The organism is Acidiphilium multivorum AIU301, from assembly GCF_000202835.1.
GTDB lineage: Bacteria > Pseudomonadota > Alphaproteobacteria > Acetobacterales > Acetobacteraceae > Acidiphilium > Acidiphilium multivorum.
Map to the genome: position 1 here is coordinate 1,342,443 of NC_015186.1, position 18,476 is coordinate 1,360,918.

Genomic DNA, 18,476 nt, shown 5'->3' on the forward strand with positions numbered 1-18,476 from the left:
CGCGCCGCCGGCTCAGAGCCCGAGATCGGACAGGCCCGGATGATCATCCGGGCGGCGCCCGAGCGGCCAGTGGAACTTGCGCTCGGCCGGGGCGATCGGCAGGTCGTTGATGCAGGCGAAGCGCCGCCGCATCAGCCCGGCGGCGTCGAATTCCCAGTTCTCGTTGCCGTAGGAGCGGAACCAGTTGCCGCTGTCGTCGTGCCATTCATAGGCATAGCGGACGGCGATGCGGTCCTCGCCGAAGGCCCATAATTCCTTGATCAGGCGATAGTCGAGCTCCTTCGCCCATTTGCGGGTCAGGAAGGCGACGATTTCCGCCCGGCCGCTGACGAATTCGGCGCGGTTCCGCCAGCGGCTGTCGGGCGTGTAGGCCAGCGCGACCTTTTCCGGGTCACGGCCGTTCCAGCCGTCCTCCGCGAGGCGAACCTTCCGGATCGCGCTGTCCCGCGTGAAGGGTGGGGCGATGATGCTCATCCGCGTCTCTCCTGTACCGATTGGTATTCTCAATACCTATCGGTACAGACGGGATCGCGCAACCCCCCGGCCGTGCCGGGCGGTCAGAACAGGGACCGCCGGCCGCTCGCCTCCGCCACGAAGGCGGTGCGGCCGAGAACGCGCAACCGCCCGGCCTCCGCCAGGATCGCCGCGAAATCGGCGCTGGAGAGATGCGCATCGAGCGCGGCCCGGTCAGCCCATCCCTCCGAGAGATGAAAGAGTCCGGGCACCGAAACGTCCTCGGCGATGGTGAAATACAGGCAGCCCGGCTTGACCACGGTGAGGGCGACGCAGCGCCGCGCGATCTCGGCGAAGGCCGGCGCATCCTCCGGGGCCAGCCGATAGCTGCCCACGAGGGCGAGGAAGCGTCGGGACTCTTCGCTCATGCGGCGCGCCGCTCAGCCGGCCGGCTGCGGCGGAAAGGCGACATAGATGTCGACCCGCCGGTTGGCGGCGCGCCCGGCGGCCGTCGCGTTGCTGGCGACCGGATCCTGCGGCCCCATGCCGCGCGTGGCGATGCGCTGCCCGCTGATCCCGCGCGAGACGAGATAGGTCTTGACGCTCGCGGCGCGATTGTCCGACAGCGGGTAGTTGATCGCGTTCGAGCCGGTGCTGTCGGTATAGCCGATGATCTGCACCGTCTCGGTCGGGTTCTGCTGCAGGCCCTGGCCGAGCTGGTCGAGGATCGGGTAGAGGCGGGGGTTCAGCGTCGCGCTGCCGGTGGCGAAGCCGGCATCGGCCGGCACGTTCAGCTTCAGCCGGTTGTCGGCGGTCTGGCTGACCTGCACGCCGGTTCCCTGCGCGGTGCGCTGCAGCGCCTGCTTCTGCGCCTCGAGATGCTGGTTCCAGAGATAGCCGCCGAGCGCGCCGGCCGCAGCGCCGCCCAGCGCGCCGATGACGGTGCCGCGGGCCTGGCCGCCGCTCGCCAGCGCGCCGATCAGCGCGCCGCCCGCGGCCCCGAGTCCGGCCCCCGTCGCGGCACTCGTGGCCCCCGGATTGTTCGCGGCGTATTGCTGGCTGCAGCCGGCGAGCATGGCGACGCACATCGCCGCGGCGGCGGCTCGGTTGACGGATCGGATCATTGGTTTCGGCGCTCCGGAATGTCTGTTCTTGAATGTCAGCGAGGCCGCCCGGCAAGCGGGGAAATTCGCCCCGCGCCGGACTTCCCTTGTCTTTCTGCCTCCGGATTCTTCCGCAAGCAAGACGTCAGCTTCCGGTGAAATTCGGCTTGCGCTTTTCGTGGAAGGCCTCGACACCCTCCCGGAAATCATCGGACTGGCGCAGCCGGCTGTAGCAATGCCCCTCGAGTTCGATCGCGGTCGTCAGCAGGGCGTCCTCCGTCTCGTTCAGCAGCCGCTTCGCGGTTCGCTGCGCCAGCGGGGCGAAGGCGCGAAGCTCGTCCACCAGCGCGTCGACGGCGGCCTCGAGGCCGTCATCGGGCACGCATTCGGTGGCGATGCCCCAGTCCAGCGCCTGGCGGGCGGAGATGCGCCGCGACCGCATGACGATGTCCTTCGTCCGGGTGATCCCCACGATCTTCTGCAGGCGCGCCGAGCCGCCGGAACCGGGGATCTGGCCGAGCTTCTGCTCGGGAAGCGCGTATTGGCAGGTCTCGGAGACGATGCGGAAATCGCAGGCCAGCGAGATCTCGAAGCCGACGCCGAAGGTGTAGCCGCGGTTCGCGGCGATCACCGGCTTCGAGCAGCGTGCCGGCGCGGCGATGTTCCATGCCAGTTTCGAGACATGCTCGGGCGATGCCTCGAGAAAGCCGCGGATATAGCCGCCCGAGGAAAAATGCTCGCCATCCGCCCGCAGCACGATGACCCTCACCCGCCCGTCCTCGTCGAGGGCTTCGAAGGCGTGGCGCAACTGGTCGCGCTGCGGCATCGAGATCGTGTTCATCGGCGGCCGGGCGAGGACGATGTCCGCGCGCGCGCGGTCGGCGTCGATCTCGACGCGGAAACCGTCGAGGCGGGCGAGGCGGGGATCAGGCTGGTCGGTCATGGATTCGGTTCCCTGGAGGTGGATGGCCCGGAGAGGCACGATGGATCGAGGGCGTAGTCGCCGGCGACCAGCTTGCGCCGCAGCAGCTTGCCGACGGGCGATTTCGGCAGCTCCGTCACGAAGACATAGCGCCGGGGGCGCTTGAACCGCGCGAGGCCCGAGGCGATGCAATGCGCATCGAGCGTTTCCGCGGCCACCGGGGCGCGGCATTTCACGAAGGCCGCGACGATCCGGCCCCAGCGCTCGTCCGCCAGCCCGGCGACCGCGACCTCGGACACCGCGGGATGCAGCGACAGGCAGCTCTCGATCTCGACGGGCGACACGTTCTCCCCGCCGGTGATGATCATGTCATCGACCCGGCCGGTGACGAAGAGGTCGCCCTCCGCGTCGAGATATCCGGTGTCGCCGGTGAAATACCAGCCGCCGCGGAAGGCGCGCGCGTCGGCGTCCGGCCGCCGCCAGTAGCCCTCGAACGCCTCGTCGCTCGCGGCATCGGCGATGATCTCGCCCTCCTGCCCCTGGGCGACCTGCGCGTCCGGATCGCCGGGGCCGATCCGCACGACGCGCAGACGCTGGTTGATCCCGGCCCGCCCCGCCGAACCGGGCTTGCGCACGGCATCCTGGTCGATCGCGAAGGTGTAGATCTCCGACGAGCCGTAATGGTTGACGAACAGGTCCGGACGGAATGCGCCGTCGAGCGCCCGCAGCAGCCCGTCGGTCATCGAGGCGCCGGCGAAGCCGAGCTTGCGGACCGAGGACACGTCGTGCGCGGCAAAGGCCGGATGGTTCAGCAGGTCGTGATACAGCGTCGGCACCAGGTAGAGATTGGTGATCCGCTCCCGCTCGATCAGGCCGAGCGCGCGCGCCGGATCGAACCGCGGCAGGCAGACGAAGCAGCCGCCGATGAGCGACATGGCGAGCAGCGAGCGCACGCCCATGGTGTGATAGAGCGGCATCACGCCCAGGGTGCGTTCGCCGGCGCGGTAGAGGTTCTGCGCGACATGGGCAATCGCCGCGGCGCGCTCGGTGCGGTGGCGGCGCGGAACGCCCTTGGGCTGCCCGGTCGTGCCGGAGGTGTAGAGCATCAGCGACAGCGCGTCCGCGGAGACGTCCGGCAGCGCGCCATCGCCGGCGAGATCGCGGAAGCCGATCCCGGCCGATGCGGCGTTATCCACGCCGATCCGGAGCAGGCCGGCGGCGTCCACCGCGTCACCGGCCGCGTGCGACACCGGCTCGGTCACCAGCGCCCGCGCGCCGGCATTCTCCACCACGAAGCCGAGTTCGTCGCCGGTCATCCGCCAGTTGACCGGGGTGATCACCAGCCCGGCGAACTGGCAGGCCCAATGCAGCGTCGCCGCCTCCCAGCGGTTCTGCAGCGCCGTGACGATCCGCTCCCCCGGCCGCAAGCCCAGCGCCGCGAGGCCGCGCGCCACCGCCTCGATCCTGGAGAGCCAGTCCCGATAGGAGAGGCGGACGCCCTCATCGACGATGGCGATCGCCGAGGGGTCGCGGGCCGCACTCGCGCGGAAGCTCGTGGCGAGATCAAACATCGCCGCCCTCCCCCGCCGCGCCGCGCAGGGATGCGGCGGCATCGAGCGCCGCCGCGACGATCGGCGCATAGCCGGTGCAGCGGCAGAGATGGCCGCCGACGACCTCCCGCACGGCCTCCGGCGTCGGGTCGGGCGCGGCGCGCAGGAAGGCATCGAGCGACATCAGGATGCCGGCGGTGCAAAACCCGCATTGCAGCGCATGATGGCGGCGGAACGCCTCCTGCAGCACGCCGAGCCGTCCCGCCCGCGGCGCCAGGCCTTCCACCGTCCGCACCGCGCAGCCCTCGACCTGCAGCGCAAGGGTCAGGCAGGCCCGCGCCGGCGCGCCGTCGATCTGCACCGTGCAGGCGCCGCAGACGCCGTGCTCGCAGCCGACATGCGTTCCGGTCGCCCCCAATCCGTGCCGCAGCAGGTCGGCGAGCGAGGTGCGCGGCGACGCGGCGGCGACCACCTCGCGCCCGTTCAGGGTGAAGCGGATCTCGTGACGTTCGTCGGCGGTCAGGATCGTCATGCCAGGGCCTCCCCGATGACCTGTCGGCCGAGATGGCGGACCAGGTCGCGCCGGTAGCGCGCGTCGGCGTGGAAATCCGCCCTCGCATCGAGCGACCACGCGATGTCGTTCAGGGCGTCGTCGAGCGCCGTGCCGCCGATGCGGGGCAGCAGGCGCAGCACCGGCCGGTCGGCGACGCCGCCGATCGCGAGGCGCACGCCCTCAGCCGTCGCGACCGCCGCCGCCGCGACGATGGCGAAATCGCCATGCCGGCGGCCGATTTCGGCAAAGCCGCAGCGCCGCCCGGACAAGGCATCCGGCAGGCTGACCGCCTCGATCAGCTCGTCGTCACGCCGTGCGGTCTGCATCGTGCCGAGGAAGAAGTCGGCGGCGCCGATCACGCGCGCGCCCGCCGCGCTGCGAAGATGCACCGCGCCGTCGAGGGCCAGCAGGCAGAGCGGAATTTCAGCGCTCGGATCGGCATGGGCGACCGAGCCGCAAACGGTGCCGCGCGCGCGCGTCTGGTAATGGCCGACCCAGGGAAGCGCGAGACCGAGCAGCGGCGCCTCGCCGGCCAGCCCGGGCCGCGCCAGCAGCGCCGCCTGCCGCACCCCGGCGCCGATCCGAAGCTGCCCGCCCGCGTGGCGCACCTCGGCCAGCGCGCCGATCCGCATGATGTCGACCAGAACCTGCGGCCGGGCCAGCCGCATGTTCAGCATCGCGACCAGCGACTGTCCTCCGGCCAGCACGCGCGCATCGGCCCCGTGGGTCCGCAGCGCGTCCAGCGCCTCATCCAGCGTCCCCGCGCGGCAATAGGCGAACGGCGCGGGCTTCATCGGCCGGCTCCCAGCATGCGCAGCAGCCGTTTCCAGAAGCCCGGCCGCGTGGGCGCCCCGCCGGCGCGGCGCGCCAGCGCCTCGAAGAAGGCGCCGATGACGACCCGGCTCGCCCCCGCCAGCAGCCGGTCCCCCGCCGCGGCGACCCGGCCGCCGATCCGCACCTCGTACTCGTATTCGATCCGCGTGCCGCCCGCGCCCTCGGGCAGGAGCCGGACCCGGCCGCTGCCGGAACCGCCCCCCAGCGCCCCCTCGATCGTGCCGGACAGCGTCGCCTCCCGCGGCTCATCGAGACCGGAAAGCCGGATCGACGCGCTGTAACGCCCCCTCACCGGCCCGACGCCCAGCGTCACCTCGGCGGCGAACCCGTCGGCGCCGACGCGCCGCACGCCATGCGCGCCGGGGATGAGGGCGGCAAGTTCGTCCGGATCGAGCAGAATGGCCCAGATCGTGGCGGGCGGCGCGCCGACGGACGTATCCCCGCTTCCGCGCAAAAGCCGTGCGCCCGCACGCGGCTCCTCGCCGGCGACAGGGCCTGCGGGACGGTTCGCGGGGGGCGGCTCCGCCTCGCCGAGCAGGGCGCGCAGCCGCGAGGGGGTCAGTGGCAGATGGAGTTCGGCAACGCCCAGCGCGTCGGCCACCGCATTGGCGATGCAGACCGGCGTGGACATGCAGTTCCCCTCGCCGACCCCCTTGGCGCCGAGCGGCGTGAAGGGGGATGGCGTTTCCTCGTGCAGGATCTCGATCGGCGGCACCTCGGTCGCGTAGGGCAGCATGTAGTCGGCGAAGGTGCCCGAGATGAACGCGCCGTCGTCGCCATAGGCCAGCTCCTCCAGCAGCGCCGCGCCGAGCCCCTGCGCGAACCCGCCGCGGATCTGCCCGTCGACCATCGCGGGATGCAGGATCGTGCCGCAATCATGCATGGTCACGTAGCGGTCGATCCGCACCCGGCCCGTCGCCCGCTCGATCTCGACGCCACAGAAATCGAAGATGAAGCCGTGGCAGAGCGAGGAATTCACCTCGTCCGCATCATTGGGCGCGGCGAGTTCGGGCGGTGTCCAGAATACGGTCTCGCGCAGCGTCTGGCCGAGTTCGGCATCGATCGTCCCGGGCGCCCAGTGGCCGGCGGCGGCGATGCGGCCGAAGGAGACGCCGTTGCCGGGATTGCCCGCGGCGAAGATCCGGCCTCCGGCGAAGCGGACCTCGCCGACCTGCACGTTGAGCTGTCCGGCGGCGACCGCCGCAAGCCGGGCCCGCAGCCGCCGCGCCGCGAGCGCCGCCGTGCCCGCGACCGCCGGCGCGAAGCGGCTGGAATAATTGCCGGAGGCGATCGACCAGGCATCCCTGGCGGTATCGAGGTCGGTCACCACCATGATGTCCGCCGGATCGAGGCCGAACTCGTCGGCCACGACCTGGGCGAGCACGGTCCGGTGCCCCTGCCCCTGCGGCACCGAGGCGACATGGACCGAAACGCCGCCGAGCGGGTCGAGCGCCACCGTCGCGCTGGCCTGCGCGCCGTTCTTGGGCCCGGCGCGGCGCCGTTCCTCCGGCGTCAGCACCGTCGAGACATAGCCCATGTTGGAGACGCTGGGCTCGACCACCACGGCGAGCCCGATGCCGTACAGCCTCCCGGCCGCCCTGGCCGCGGCGCGCCGTTCGAGCAGCGAGGCGTATCCTCCGGCGTCCAGCGCGCGGTCGAACGCGCCGCGGTAATCGCCGGAATCGTACAGCGCGCCGGTTGCCGTGCGATAGGGAAAGGCGCCGGCCGGAATCAGGTTTCGCCGCACCACCTCGACCGGATCGAGCCCGAGCTCCACCGCGATCCGCTGCATCAGCCGCTCCAGCGGATAGTAGACCTGCGGACCGCCGAAGCCGCGCACGAGGCCGGTCGGCGTCTTGTTGGTCGCCACCACCCGGTTGCGGATGCGCAGGTTGCGGATGTCATAGGCCCCGGTCATGTTGCCGTGCATGCGATAAAGCGTCGCGGGTTCCGGGGCGCGCAGATAGGCGCCGCAGTCTTCCAGCTGGTCCCAGTCCAGCGCGAGGATCCGCCCCTCGGCGTCGACGGCGGCGTCGAGGCGCGTCACCCGGTTGGTCGCCGACACCGACGCGGCGAGATGCTCCATCCGGTCTTCGATCCATTTCACCTGGCGCCCGGTCAGCCGGGCGCAGGCGGCCATCAGCACGACATAGGGCGCCACCCCCTGCTTGACGCCGAAACTGCCGCCGGAGTCCGGCGGCATCCGCAACCGCAAGCGGTTGCCCGGCACGTTGAGCGCGCGCGCCAGCACGGCGTGGATGCTGAACGGCCCCTGGAAATTGGCCTGCACGTCGTAGGAATCGCCGTGCGCGTCATAGGTCGCGATCACGCCATAGGTTTCCATCGGCGCGCCGGTGTTGCGCGGATAGCGCGCGACGACGGTGATCCGGCGCGCCGCCGCCGCGAACGCCGCATCCGGATCGCCATAGGAAAAATGCCGCTCGTTCAGCAGGTTCCCCCCGACCGCCTCGTGCAGCACCGGCGCGCCGGGCGCAAGCGCCGCCTCGGGATCGACGACGGGGTCGAGCAGGCGGTAGCGCACCCTGACGGCGTCCAGCGCGTCCTCGGCGATGTAGCGATCGGCGGCGATGGCGACGGCGACCGGCTCGCCCACGTAGCGCACGCGGTCGGTTGCCATCACCCGCGCCTCCGCCGGCACGCGCACGCTCGCGACCAGCGCGCCGGTGACCGGCACGAGATCCTCGCCGGTGATCACGGCAAAGACGCCGGGAATCGCCAGCGCCTCCCGGACATCGATCTCCTCGATCGCGGCGTGAGGGTGGGGCGAGCGCAGGATGGCGGCATGCGCCGTTGCCGGGCCGACCGGCAGATCGTCGATGAAACGTCACCGCCCCGTCAGCAGGGGGGCATCCTCGTTCCGCGGGAGCGAACGACCGAGCGACTTCCGGGCCTGCGTGTCCATGCCTGTTTCCTCCTGGCGCCGCGATCGCGGCACTCATCTCGGCCGGAGACTAGCGCCGCGAGACCGCGGCTGGCGACCGCATCGCGTCACGCGACTTTGCAAATCATCTCAAAATCGGCCGTCAGGCGGAGCGGAGCACGGCGCGGAACTCTCGCGGCGCGACGCTGACATGGTCGCGGAAAAAGCGGCTGAATTGCGCGGGCGCGCCGAAGCCGAGGCGCTCGCCGATCCCGGCGAGGCTCTCATCCGCCTTCATCACGGCGGCGACCGCGCGCTCGACCCGCAGCATGTTGAGGAAGACCAGCGGCGTCACGCCGGTCGAGCGCTCGAACAGCCGGAAGAAATGCGCGCGCGACAGGCCGGCCTCCCGGGCCATACGCTCCATCCCCGGCACGCCGCCGGGATCAGCCCTCATCGCGTCGATCGAGCGGCGCACCCGATGGTCGATCGAGGCGCGGCCGGCCGCCTCGATCAGCATCGCCCGCCGGTCCCGCCAGGACCCGAAGCGCGCGACGACGCGAATCATCAACTCGGAGAGCAGGGCCTCGCGCGCCGCCGCCTGCATCGTCGGGTCGACCATCGCGTCGGCGAGATCGTGGGCCAGCCGGCGGATGCCGGCATCGATGCGGCCCGCCGAGGCGGGGAAAAATCCCGGCGCTCCCGGCGCGATCCGGTCCGCCTGCACCAGCCGGAGCCAGGACGGGTCGATATACAGCGCCAGAATCAGCGCATTGCGCCGCGATGGATCGTGCACATAGGCATGCGGCTCCCAGGCGTTCACCAGCACGGCAAGGTCATCGGTCAGCGGCGCCAGGCTCGAACCGACCGCGAACCTCGTGTCGTCCCCGCCCAGCTTGAGCAGGACGTGGCAATGCGGATGGGCATGGCGCACCAGGCTGCGGTCCATGTCGAGCAAGGCGACCCGGCCAAAGTCGCCATGGGCGATCCGCAGCGCACGCGACACGTTCAGCCCTCCTCGAAACGGGCGCCGCGACCGCAACCGATCATGGGCCATGATGAAAGTTTCACGCGCGCCAGTTTCTCGATCGCCCCTCGCCTGTCAACGGCGCGAGGCCCGGCGCGACGCGATGACGCCAGCGGTCCGCGATGTCCACAGCGGATGCGGCCCCCGATCTGCCAGGGTGCGATCTGCCAGGGTGTCGATGAGGTGCAGACGCCATTTCGGAGAGCCGCGAACGCAGATGGGGAAAACCGGTCGATGATGGGCCGTCCAGGACCAGGCGTCTTTCCGTCGGGACGGCGAAGGCGGCCACGCCGCGTCATGATATGAGACGATGTTTGCCGCAGCGCGGCATGGATGATAAGCGGAACGCTGTCTTGAGGAGGGGCCCGGATGGAAGAGCTTCTGGCAGGGTATCGACGGTTCCGCGCGGCGCGCTGGCCGGCGCAGCGGGAAACCCTGGAGGCCCTGGCGCGCGACGGGCAGAAGCCGCACACGCTGGCGATCGCCTGCTGCGATTCCCGCGTCGCGCCGGAGATGATCTTCGACTGCGCGCCCGGCGACGTGTTCACGGTGCGCAATATCGCCAATCTGGTGCCGCCCTATGCGCCGGACACCGCCAATCACGGCACCTCGGCGGCGCTGGAATTCGCGGTGCGGGTGCTGCGGGTGCGGCGCATCGCGGTGATCGGCCATTCCTCCTGCGGCGGCATCGCGGCGCTGCTGCACGAACCCCCGCCCGAGGCGCGCGACTTCGTGGCGAACTGGGTGCGGATCGCCGAACCCGCCCGCAAGCGCGCCGTGCGCTTCGCCGATGACCCGGTGGAAGCCGCCCGCCGCGCCGAAATCGAAAGCGTGCGGGTCTCGCTCGAGAATCTCATGACCTTCCCCTGGATCGCCTCCGCGCACAACGCGGGCGAACTCGGCGTCTATGGCTTCTATTTCGACGTTCCGAGCGGCACGCTGCGCGAGGTGACGGCGGAGGGCGAGCGGCTGATCACCGAGGGCGCGGGCTGAGCCCGAGCGCGCGCAGGCACGCCCCAGCACAGAAAGGCATGGCGATGGAAACGGCAGATCGGAAGGCCGACCGCAAATCGATCGGATCGTGGGAACGCGCGAAGCGCAACGGCGAGCGCCGCGCGCTGATCACCGCCTATGATTATCCGTTCGCGAAACTCGCCGAGGCCGCCGGGATCGACGGCATCCTGATCGGCGATTCGCTGGGAATGACCGTCCAGGGCGAGCGCGACACGCTGCGGGTGACGCTGGAGCAGATGGTCTATCACACCGGCATGGTCGCGCGCGGCGCGCCCGCCTGCCTGATCATGGCCGACCTGCCCTTCGGCAGTTTCGAGGCCGGCCCTGCCCAGGCCTTCGCGAGCGCCGCCCAGTTGCTCAAGGCGGGGGCGGACATCGTCAAGCTCGAGGGCGGGGCGGCGATGGTCGAGACCGTCGGCTTCCTCTCCGCCCGCGCCGTGCCCGTCTGCGCGCATATCGGTCTGACGCCGCAGCATGTCCGCCAGCTCGGCGGCTTCCGCAAGCAGGGCAAGACCGAGGACGCGGCGGCGCGAATGATCGAGGACGCCGCCGCCCTCGCCGAGGCCGGCGCGCGGATGGTGCTGATGGAAGCGATCCCGGCCGGACTCGGCGCCGAGATCACCAGGCGGGTGCGCGTGCCCACCATCGGCATCGGCGCCGGCAACGGGACCGACGCGCAGATCCTGGTGATGCACGACGTGCTGGGGCTGACCGGCGGCTATGTTCCGGGCTTCGCCAAGGTGTATGCCGACGGGGCGCGGATGGTGCGCGAGGCGATCGGCGCCTATGCCGAAGAGGTCCGCACCGGCATCTTCCCGCCCGCCGAATAGGCCTCGAACAGCCGGCCGGGATCCTCCGATCCGGCGGGCAGGAGCGGAACCGGGCGATTGGCGGCCGGTTCAGCGGCCCTGCTGCGGGATCTCGATATAGGTCTTGCCGGAACCCGCCGCGCCGCCGCCGGACCCGAACAGGCCGCAGCCGGCCAGGCTGCCGGCCAGCGCCAGCGCGAGGGCCAGGCCGATGATGCGCTTCGTCGTGTTCATGCCGCCTCTCCTTGTGCCAAAACGAAACGGGGCCCATACCCGATGCGGATATAGGCCCCGAGACTTCAAACCGGAAGCAGGGTCAGCGCGAGTAGAACTCGACAACCAGGTTGGGTTCCATCTGCACCGGATAGGGAACGTCGGCCAGCTTCGGCGCGCGGGCGAAGGTGCCCTTCATCGCGCGGTGGTCGACCTCGATATATTCCGGCACGTCGCGCTCGGCGCTCTGCACCGAGTCGAGCACCATGGCGAGCTGCTTCGACTTCTCGCGCACCTCGACGACATCGCCGTCACGCACCTGGTACGACGAGATGTTGACGCGGCGGCCGTTGACGAGAACGTGGCCGTGGCTGACGAACTGGCGCGCGGCGAACGGGGTGATCGCGAACTTCATGCGATAGACCACCGCATCGAGCCGGCGCTCGAGCAGCTCGATCAGGTTCTCGGAGGTGTCGCCCCGGCGGCGCACCGCCTCCTCGTAATACTTGTAGAACTGCTTCTCGCTGATATTGCCGTAATAGCCGCGAAGCTTCTGCTTCGCCATCAGCTGCACGCCGAAGTCGGACGGCTTCTTGCGGCGCTGGCCATGCTGGCCGGGGCCGTATTCGCGCTTGTTGATCGGGGATTTCGGCCGGCCCCAGAGGTTCACGCCAAGGCGGCGGTTGATCTTGTACTTGCTTTCGGTACGCTTGGTCATGCGTGCCGCACTCCTTCTTGTTGACGCGGACGTGCCGCTGATGTTGCACCGGTAGGTTCCGCCGCGCATGCGCGACGGAACGGGCGCGCACCCCGAAGGTGCGTCCACGTTCCCGGCCATGCCGGTCCGCATAGAGAGGCGGCCACCAAATGTCAAATCCGCGGCGGCTCAGAGCGCGAGCGCCGCCGGGTCCCGCACCCAGCGCGGCACGCTGCCGACAAGATCGAGGCTGATCCGCCGTGCCGGGCGGTCGAGCAGCAGTTCCGCGGTCCCGCCGCTCCACATCCCGCGATCGCCCTCGTCCGGGCGGTACCAGCCCGCACCGTGCCAGACCGGCAGGCGCACGCCGTCGGCTTCCAGCGCGGCGGCGCAGATGCCGAGCCGCCGCCGGTCCTCCGACGCGGGATCGGTATAGGCGGGCCGCGAGACGCGCGCGCGCAGCACCAGCCTCGCTGCCGGCGCCGGCAGCGTGAAGTCGAGCCGCCCCGCACCCCGGCGCGGCTGCACCGGCGGCGCGTCATCCTCCACCAGCGCCTCGACCACGGCGCCGTGGACGATCTGGTAGTCGAGTTCGAGGGCGCGGCGATGCAGCCGCGCGCGCACCCGGCGCAGCGCCGGGCCGGTGGTGACGACCGGCCGGCACGAGTCCGCCGGCGCGCCCGGCAGGCCGAGGGCGGCGGCGAAGCGGTCGCGGTTGCCATCGTCGCGATAGGTCTCGCAGGGCAGGTTCTCCGCCCGGATCACCGCGTGCCGGGCCAGTTCGACATGATAATAGGTCACGGCGAAGCGTGAGGAGTCGTGCAGGATGGTCGCCTCGTTGACCAGCAGCGTCGCCGGCACCAGCACGCCATCGGCATACACCGCATGCAGCGGCGAGAGGGTGAGAGGATGCGACGGCATGCAGGGCCCGAACGCGCCGGGCGTGATGACGACCGGATGCAGCAGCGCGGCGGCGGGATCGCGCGACAGGTCGATGCTGCGCCAGCCGATCCAGACGACCGGCTCCGCCGTGCCGTCCTCGGTGACCAGCCGGTCGCCGGGCCGCAGGGTCTCAACCGGGCGGTAGCCCTCCGCCGTCAGCAGCCTGGTGCCGCGGGCAAAGCAGGGCATGGCGCCGCCGACGGTGACATAGCTGCCGCCGTACCCATCCGCGGCGATGGCGATCGCCGCCTGCCCCGCGGCCTCGGCGAGGCCGAACGCGCCGCGCCCGCTCGCGGTGAGCGTGCCGCCCGCATAGCCGACCAGCGAGGGGGCGACGCCGATCAGGTCGATCGCGTCGCCGGATGCCATGTTCACCACCGGATCGGCCATGGCGGCGACGTCGTTGATCGTCAGGATGCCGTCGGCGCCGGCGAAGGAGACGGTGCCGCCCGTGGCCGGGCCGGCGAGGTCGAGCGCCGCGCCGGGATCGATGGTCGCGCCGCCGGCGAGCGCGCCGCCGAGCACCAGCGTGCCGCCCGACGCGGCGAGCGCGTCGGCGGCGTCGATCGGGATGAGGCCGGGCGCGCCGAACGTGCCGATCAGCCCGTAGCCCGAGAGTTCGGCGCCGGAACCGATCGTCAGCGAGGCCGCCCGCAATGCGCCCTGGGCCAGGGCCAGCGTCGCCCCCGCGGCGAGCGAGGCGCTGCCGGCGAGCGAGAGCGTGCCGCCATCCAGCGCCGCACGCCCCGACTCCGCCAGGCTGCCGGCCGTCAGCGTGCCATCGAGCAGCAGCGCCCCGCCGCCGCCCAACCCGAATCCGCCCGTGCCGAACGACGCCGCCGCCAGTCCGCCGATGCTGAACGTGCCGCCCGCGAGGTCGATTCCGCCGGTGCCGGCCAGGCGGCTCGCATCCGCGAGCGCGAGATCGCCCGCGGTGATCGTCGCCGAGCCGAGCGACAGGCTCGCCGCGTTGCCGAGCGAGACGATGCCGCCGGCGAGCGTGAGGCTGCCCAGCGCGAGCGAGGCGGTGCCGGCTTCGCGCAGCAGGGCGCCGGTGCCCAGCGCCGAAGCGCCGAAGGATGCCGTGCCACCCAGCTCGAACGTGCCGGGGGCAGCGGTGCCGAGGGCAAGCCCGGCGGCGGCGAGGCTGCCGGTCACCTCAAGGACGTCATTGCCCGATACTGCCGCGCCGCCGACATCGATCGTTCCCGCCGCATCGAGAGTGCCGGCGATGCCCAGGGTGCCAGTCCCCTGCGCGTCGCCGACCAGCGCGCCGTCGCCGAGCGTCGCCGCCGCATTGGCGTCGAACAGGGCGAAGCCGCCGGCGCCGATATCGAGCGCGGCGCCGCTCGCGGGCAGATCGAACGTGCCGGCGAAATCATAGGCTCCGGCAACCGACACGGTGCCGGCGACCCCCGGCCCCTCGACCAGCAGCGGCGCGCCGGCATGGGGGCCGAGCAGCGCGACATCGCCATTGGCCGGCGGCGCGCCGCCCTGCCATGACGACCCGGCATTGAACAGGCCGCCATTGGCGCCGGTGAAGTCGAGCGTGCCGGCGGGGGCGATCGCGATGCCGATCGCGGCACTCAGGCCGGCGAGCCCGGTGCCGCCGGTGAAGTTCAGCACATCGCCCGTGCCGCCCGCCGGCGCGGTATAGTCGAGCGCCGCGAGTTCCGCGTTCAGGTCGAGCGCGTTGGCGGCCGAGAGCACCAGCGACCCCACGGCCGCGCCGCCGCCGGTGGCGATCTGCCCATGGCTCGCGCTGACGGTCAGTTGCAGCCCGGCGGAGCCGTCGCTCGGCACCAGCAGGCCGAGGCCGATGATCGGCGTGGCGATGCCGTTCACCGCCTCGATCGAGGCGCCGGCGGCCGGCACGTCGTTCAGGGTGAGCGCGGCGCTGCTCGCCCGCAGGCCGATCACCTGATCGCCGGCCGAATCCGTCTCCACCACCGGCGACACGCCGGCGGCCAGGCTGGCATGGATGGTGACGATCTCGCTCTGCGCGGTATTGCCGATGACGACGCCGGCCACCTCGAACGAAGTCGGGGACACATTGAAGACCGACAGGTTGGTGAGGGTGGGAAAGGCGATGCGGTCGCCGGGGCGGAAGCCGGCGAGCGTGGCGGCGAAATCCGTCGGGTCGTCGAGCACGAGGACGCCGCCCTGCTCGCCCAGGGTGCTGGCATACCCGGTGCCGTCCTGCCCCGCGCTGGCGCCCGGCGCGAAGCTGATCGTGGCATCGGCGCCGACGGTGACCGGCGTGGCGTTGAACACGCCGTAGAGCGGCTGCACGGCGCCGAGCTCCAGCACCGCCCCCGGCGCGATGGCGAGATCGATCGAACCGCCGATGCTGCCGGCGGCGATGCTGAGCGGCGCCGGGCCGAGGGCGAGAATCGTGCCCGGGCCGACGATGGTTTCCGCCTCGCTGAAATTGCCGGCCATCAGCAGGCCCGCGCCCTCGAGCGTGCCGCCGGCGGCAAGCGAGATGGCATTGTACCCGGTGTTCGGCGCCGCGCCGTCGGCCTCGAGCGTGCCGGCGAAATCGACCACGCCGCCGCCAGGAATGCCGATCGGCCCGCCCAGCGTGCCGCCACCCGGCAGCAGCGCCGCGCCCGCGGCATCGAGCCCGTCGATCGACAGCGCGCCGAACGCCGCCAGCGCCGCGCCGGAGGACAGCGTGACGCCGGCGGCCTCCAGCGCGCCCGCCGCGCCGGCGACGAGGGTGGAGGAGTCGAGCGAGAGCCCGCCGGCGATCGACAACGCGCCGCCGATCGCGGCCGTCGCACCGCTGGCGAGCGTCGCCACCGCAACGCCGAACGCCCCCGCGAGCGCGACCGACGCGCCGGCCGCCACGTCGAGCACCGCGCCGAGACCGTATCCGCCGAGCACCGCGCCGTTGCCGATCGTGATGTCGGTCCCCGGTCCCGGCACCTGCGCGCCGGACCAGTCCGCCGCGGTCTGCCAGTCGCCGTTGCCGCCGTTCCAGCTCTCGCCGCCCGTCGCCGCCGAACCGGTGACGGAGAAACTCAGGCTGCCGGAGGTGACGGCATCGGGCAGCGGGCCGCCGGTCTGGCGGAGCACGTATTCGAGCGTGCCGGCCGCGGTAGCATCGAGCCGCACCGCGTCGAGCGCGGCGCGCAGGCCGGCGAGATCGCCGGACGCGGCGGTGAGCACCAGCATGCCGGTGCCGTTCCCGGCAACGCCGACATCGTTATGGGCGGCGGCATCGAGCAGCAGCGCGCCGGAACTCGCGATCAGGCTGACCGCGAGCGTCTCGGCGGCCAGCCCGAAGCCCGCCAGCAGCGCGGCCGGATCGTCGGCGATGGCGAGGCCGAGCGTCTGCGCGACGCCGGCGGTGAGCGGCAGACTCGCCGGCGGCGCGACGAAGGCGGGCGGCGAATCGGCAAAGGCCTGCACCGCGATGGTCGTCGCCAGCGTCGTCCCGCCGCTGGTGGCGCTGACGCCGAGCGTGCCGGTCCCGCTCGCCGAGGCGCCGATGGCGAGGCTCGCCAGCGCATCGTTCACCTGCGTTGCGGTGCCGCTGATGGTGATCGCGTTACTGCCCAGCGCAACCGTCGCCCCGCCCGCGCTGCTGGCGGAAAATGCGTAGGCACCCGACAGGGTGACGCTCGCCGGGGCCCCCGCCGCCAGCCCGCCCAGGGTGAAGCCGCAAGGCGGCACGCCCGCAACCGAGGACAGCGCCAACCCGTCGATCAGCCCGATCGCATCCGGCCCGATAATCTGGAACGTGCCCGACATGCCGCCCTCCAAGGTAAGGGCGGCATGATATTATTCTACCTAAAGTAGTTCAACCGGGGAATTTCGCCTTAACCGCGAAGTTCCCGGCGCAGGATCTTGCCGGTCACGGTCTTGGGCAGGTCGTCGATGATCTCCACCGTGCGGGGATATTTGTAGGCGGCCATGCGCTCCTTGCAGAAGGCGATGATCTCCTCCTGTGTCGCGCTGGTGCCGGGCCGCAGGCTGATCACGGCCTTCACCGTCTCGCCGCGATAGGAGTCGGCCACACCCACCACCGCCGCCTCGCGCACGGCGGGATGGGTATAGAGCACGTCCTCCACCTCGCGCGGCCAGACCTTGTAGCCGGCGGCGTTGATCATGTCCTTCTTGCGGTCGACCAGGTAGAACCAGCCGTCCTTGTCCATGAAGCCGACATCGCCGGTATGGAACCGGCCGTTGCGGATCGCCTCGGCGGTCTTGTCCGGCTTGTTCCAGTAGCCCGGCACGATCATCGGCCCCTGGCTGACGATCTCGCCGACCTCGCCCACCGGCAGTTCCCGCCCCTCGTCGTCGCAGATCCAGGAGATGGTGTTGTAGGCCGGCACCCCGATCGACAGCGCGCCCGAGGCCGGATCGACCGGCGCCTCGCGCGAGAGCGGCACCACATGCGTGGGCGAGTTGGTCTCGGTCAGCCCGTATCCGTTATGGATGTAATGGCCGAACGTCTCGCGGAAGGCGGTGACCACGCTGGGCGGAATCGGCGCGCCGCCGGAGTAGATCCTGGTCATCGAGGCGAGCTTGGCGGGGGCCGCGTCCGGATGGTTCATCATCGCGATGAAGGCGGTGATGGCGCCGATGGTGAACGCCGCCTTGTGTTCCTCGATCGCGTCGAGCATCACGCCCGGCTCGAAGCGATAGGCGAGGATCAGCGGGGAGGCGGTGATGAAGGCGGCGGCGATATGGCCGATCAGCCCGGTGATGTGGAACAGCGGCGCGATGCCGAGGATCGGCGCGCCCTCGCCCAGCCCGATCCAGTCGCGATAGGTCTGGGCGTTGAAGGTGACGTTGCCGTGGGTGTTCATCGCCCCCTTGGGCACGCCCGTCGTCCCCGAGGTGTAGACGAGGAAGGCGATGTCGTCCGGCTTGTAGGATGGCGCCGGCGGCAGCGCCCCGCCCGCCGCGATCGCCGCCTCGAAATCGACCGTGCCGGCGCAGGCCACGCGCCGCGTCGCGGCGAAGAGGCGCCTGTCGTTGCGGGTCTGGAAGGCGAGCGCCGAGGTGGTCAGCACGATCTGCGGCCGCAGGCCCGGCTCCAGCGCGCCCACCGTCTCCTCGAAGGTGGTGTCGTGGCAGACGACCGCCTTCGGCGTGCAGTCGGCGAACAGGATGCCGATCTCCCGCGCCCGGTTCATCGGGTTCACCGCCACCGCGATTCCCCCCGCCTTCCAGGCGCCGAGAATGGCGATGACGAATTGCGGCACGTTCTGCAGGTAGACCGCCAGCCGGTCGCCCGCGCCGAAGCCGTGCGCCGCGAGATAGCCGGCCAGACCGTCGCTCAGCCGGTCGAGCTCGGCATAGCTGATCCGGCCGTCGAAATAGAGAATGGCCGGCGCCTGCGGCGCCCGCGCCACGGCGGCGCGGAACATCACCAGCGCATCGGTGAACTCGGGCACGATCTCGGCGGGCTGGCCCGCGTCGTAGAGCGCGAGCCAGGGTTTCTCGTCGTAGATGCTCATCCAG

The 18,476-nt window shown here is 71.4% G+C and carries 15 protein-coding genes; 2 read left to right on the forward strand and 13 right to left on the reverse strand.

Annotated features, from left to right (window positions below):
• Positions 1 to 12: 12 nt before the first annotated feature.
• The 9 genes from ACMV_RS05905 to ACMV_RS05945 all read right to left on the reverse strand — a co-directional run bounded on the left by ACMV_RS05905 (position 13) and on the right by ACMV_RS05945 (position 9,302).
• Positions 13 to 474 (reverse strand): nuclear transport factor 2 family protein, encoded by a 462-nt coding sequence (locus ACMV_RS05905; RefSeq protein ID WP_007423309.1) that lies wholly within the window; start codon positions 472 to 474, stop codon positions 13 to 15.
• A gap of 83 nt (positions 475 to 557) precedes the next feature.
• Positions 558 to 881 (reverse strand): putative quinol monooxygenase, encoded by a 324-nt coding sequence (locus ACMV_RS05910; RefSeq protein ID WP_013639849.1) that lies wholly within the window; start codon positions 879 to 881, stop codon positions 558 to 560.
• 12 nt (positions 882 to 893) lie between these two features.
• Positions 894 to 1,577, reverse strand: a complete 684-nt coding sequence (locus tag ACMV_RS21910; protein ID WP_011941684.1) for an OmpA family protein — start codon at positions 1,575 to 1,577, stop codon at positions 894 to 896.
• Positions 1,578 to 1,701: 124 nt separating this feature from the next.
• Positions 1,702 to 2,499: an enoyl-CoA hydratase/isomerase family protein gene (locus ACMV_RS05920; protein ID WP_011941683.1), complete on the reverse strand. Its 798-nt coding sequence runs from the start codon at positions 2,497 to 2,499 to the stop codon at positions 1,702 to 1,704.
• The gene (locus tag ACMV_RS05925; RefSeq protein WP_007422484.1) at positions 2,496 to 4,049 is read right to left on the reverse strand and encodes an AMP-binding protein; all 1,554 of its coding nucleotides are present in this window, start codon (positions 4,047 to 4,049) and stop codon (positions 2,496 to 2,498) included. The genes ACMV_RS05920 and ACMV_RS05925 overlap by 4 nt, the downstream gene beginning before the upstream one ends.
• Positions 4,042 to 4,560 carry a (2Fe-2S)-binding protein gene (locus tag ACMV_RS05930; RefSeq protein WP_007422483.1) on the reverse strand — a complete coding sequence of 173 codons (519 nt, stop codon included), beginning with the start codon at positions 4,558 to 4,560 and terminating at the stop codon, positions 4,042 to 4,044. The genes ACMV_RS05925 and ACMV_RS05930 overlap by 8 nt, the downstream gene beginning before the upstream one ends.
• Positions 4,557 to 5,375, reverse strand: coding sequence for an FAD binding domain-containing protein (locus ACMV_RS05935; RefSeq protein ID WP_013639851.1), 819 nt, complete (start codon positions 5,373 to 5,375; stop codon positions 4,557 to 4,559). The genes ACMV_RS05930 and ACMV_RS05935 overlap by 4 nt, the downstream gene beginning before the upstream one ends.
• Positions 5,372 to 8,254 carry a xanthine dehydrogenase family protein molybdopterin-binding subunit gene (locus ACMV_RS05940; RefSeq protein ID WP_331429015.1) on the reverse strand — a complete coding sequence of 961 codons (2,883 nt, stop codon included), beginning with the start codon at positions 8,252 to 8,254 and terminating at the stop codon, positions 5,372 to 5,374. The genes ACMV_RS05935 and ACMV_RS05940 overlap by 4 nt, the downstream gene beginning before the upstream one ends.
• Before the next feature lie 205 nt (positions 8,255 to 8,459).
• The gene (locus ACMV_RS05945; RefSeq protein WP_013639853.1) at positions 8,460 to 9,302 is read right to left on the reverse strand and encodes a helix-turn-helix transcriptional regulator; all 843 of its coding nucleotides are present in this window, start codon (positions 9,300 to 9,302) and stop codon (positions 8,460 to 8,462) included.
• 390 nt (positions 9,303 to 9,692) lie between these two features.
• Between ACMV_RS05945 and ACMV_RS05950 the strand changes: the two genes are divergently transcribed.
• Complete coding sequence (locus tag ACMV_RS05950; protein ID WP_007423931.1) at positions 9,693 to 10,316, forward strand: carbonic anhydrase; 624 nt, start codon at positions 9,693 to 9,695, stop codon at positions 10,314 to 10,316.
• 38 nt (positions 10,317 to 10,354) lie between these two features.
• Positions 10,355 to 11,167 carry a 3-methyl-2-oxobutanoate hydroxymethyltransferase gene (panB, locus tag ACMV_RS05955; protein ID WP_011941678.1) on the forward strand — a complete coding sequence of 271 codons (813 nt, stop codon included), beginning with the start codon at positions 10,355 to 10,357 and terminating at the stop codon, positions 11,165 to 11,167.
• A 69-nt stretch (positions 11,168 to 11,236) separates the two neighbouring features.
• On the opposite strand, the gene ACMV_RS20790 is transcribed toward panB, so the two are convergent.
• The 4 genes from ACMV_RS20790 to ACMV_RS05970 all read right to left on the reverse strand — a co-directional run bounded on the left by ACMV_RS20790 (position 11,237) and on the right by ACMV_RS05970 (position 18,472).
• The gene (locus ACMV_RS20790) at positions 11,237 to 11,380 is read right to left on the reverse strand and encodes a hypothetical protein (RefSeq protein WP_154653534.1); all 144 of its coding nucleotides are present in this window, start codon (positions 11,378 to 11,380) and stop codon (positions 11,237 to 11,239) included.
• Positions 11,381 to 11,462: 82 nt separating this feature from the next.
• Positions 11,463 to 12,077, reverse strand: coding sequence for a 30S ribosomal protein S4 (rpsD, locus tag ACMV_RS05960; protein WP_007423933.1), 615 nt, complete (start codon positions 12,075 to 12,077; stop codon positions 11,463 to 11,465).
• A 168-nt stretch (positions 12,078 to 12,245) separates the two neighbouring features.
• On the reverse strand, positions 12,246 to 16,757 hold the full coding sequence (locus ACMV_RS05965) for a Hint domain-containing protein (RefSeq protein WP_013639854.1): 4,512 nt from the start codon (positions 16,755 to 16,757) through the stop codon (positions 12,246 to 12,248).
• Positions 16,758 to 16,825: 68 nt separating this feature from the next.
• On the reverse strand, positions 16,826 to 18,472 hold the full coding sequence (locus ACMV_RS05970; RefSeq protein WP_013639855.1) for a class I adenylate-forming enzyme family protein: 1,647 nt from the start codon (positions 18,470 to 18,472) through the stop codon (positions 16,826 to 16,828).
• Between the last annotated feature and the right edge of the window lie 4 nt (positions 18,473 to 18,476).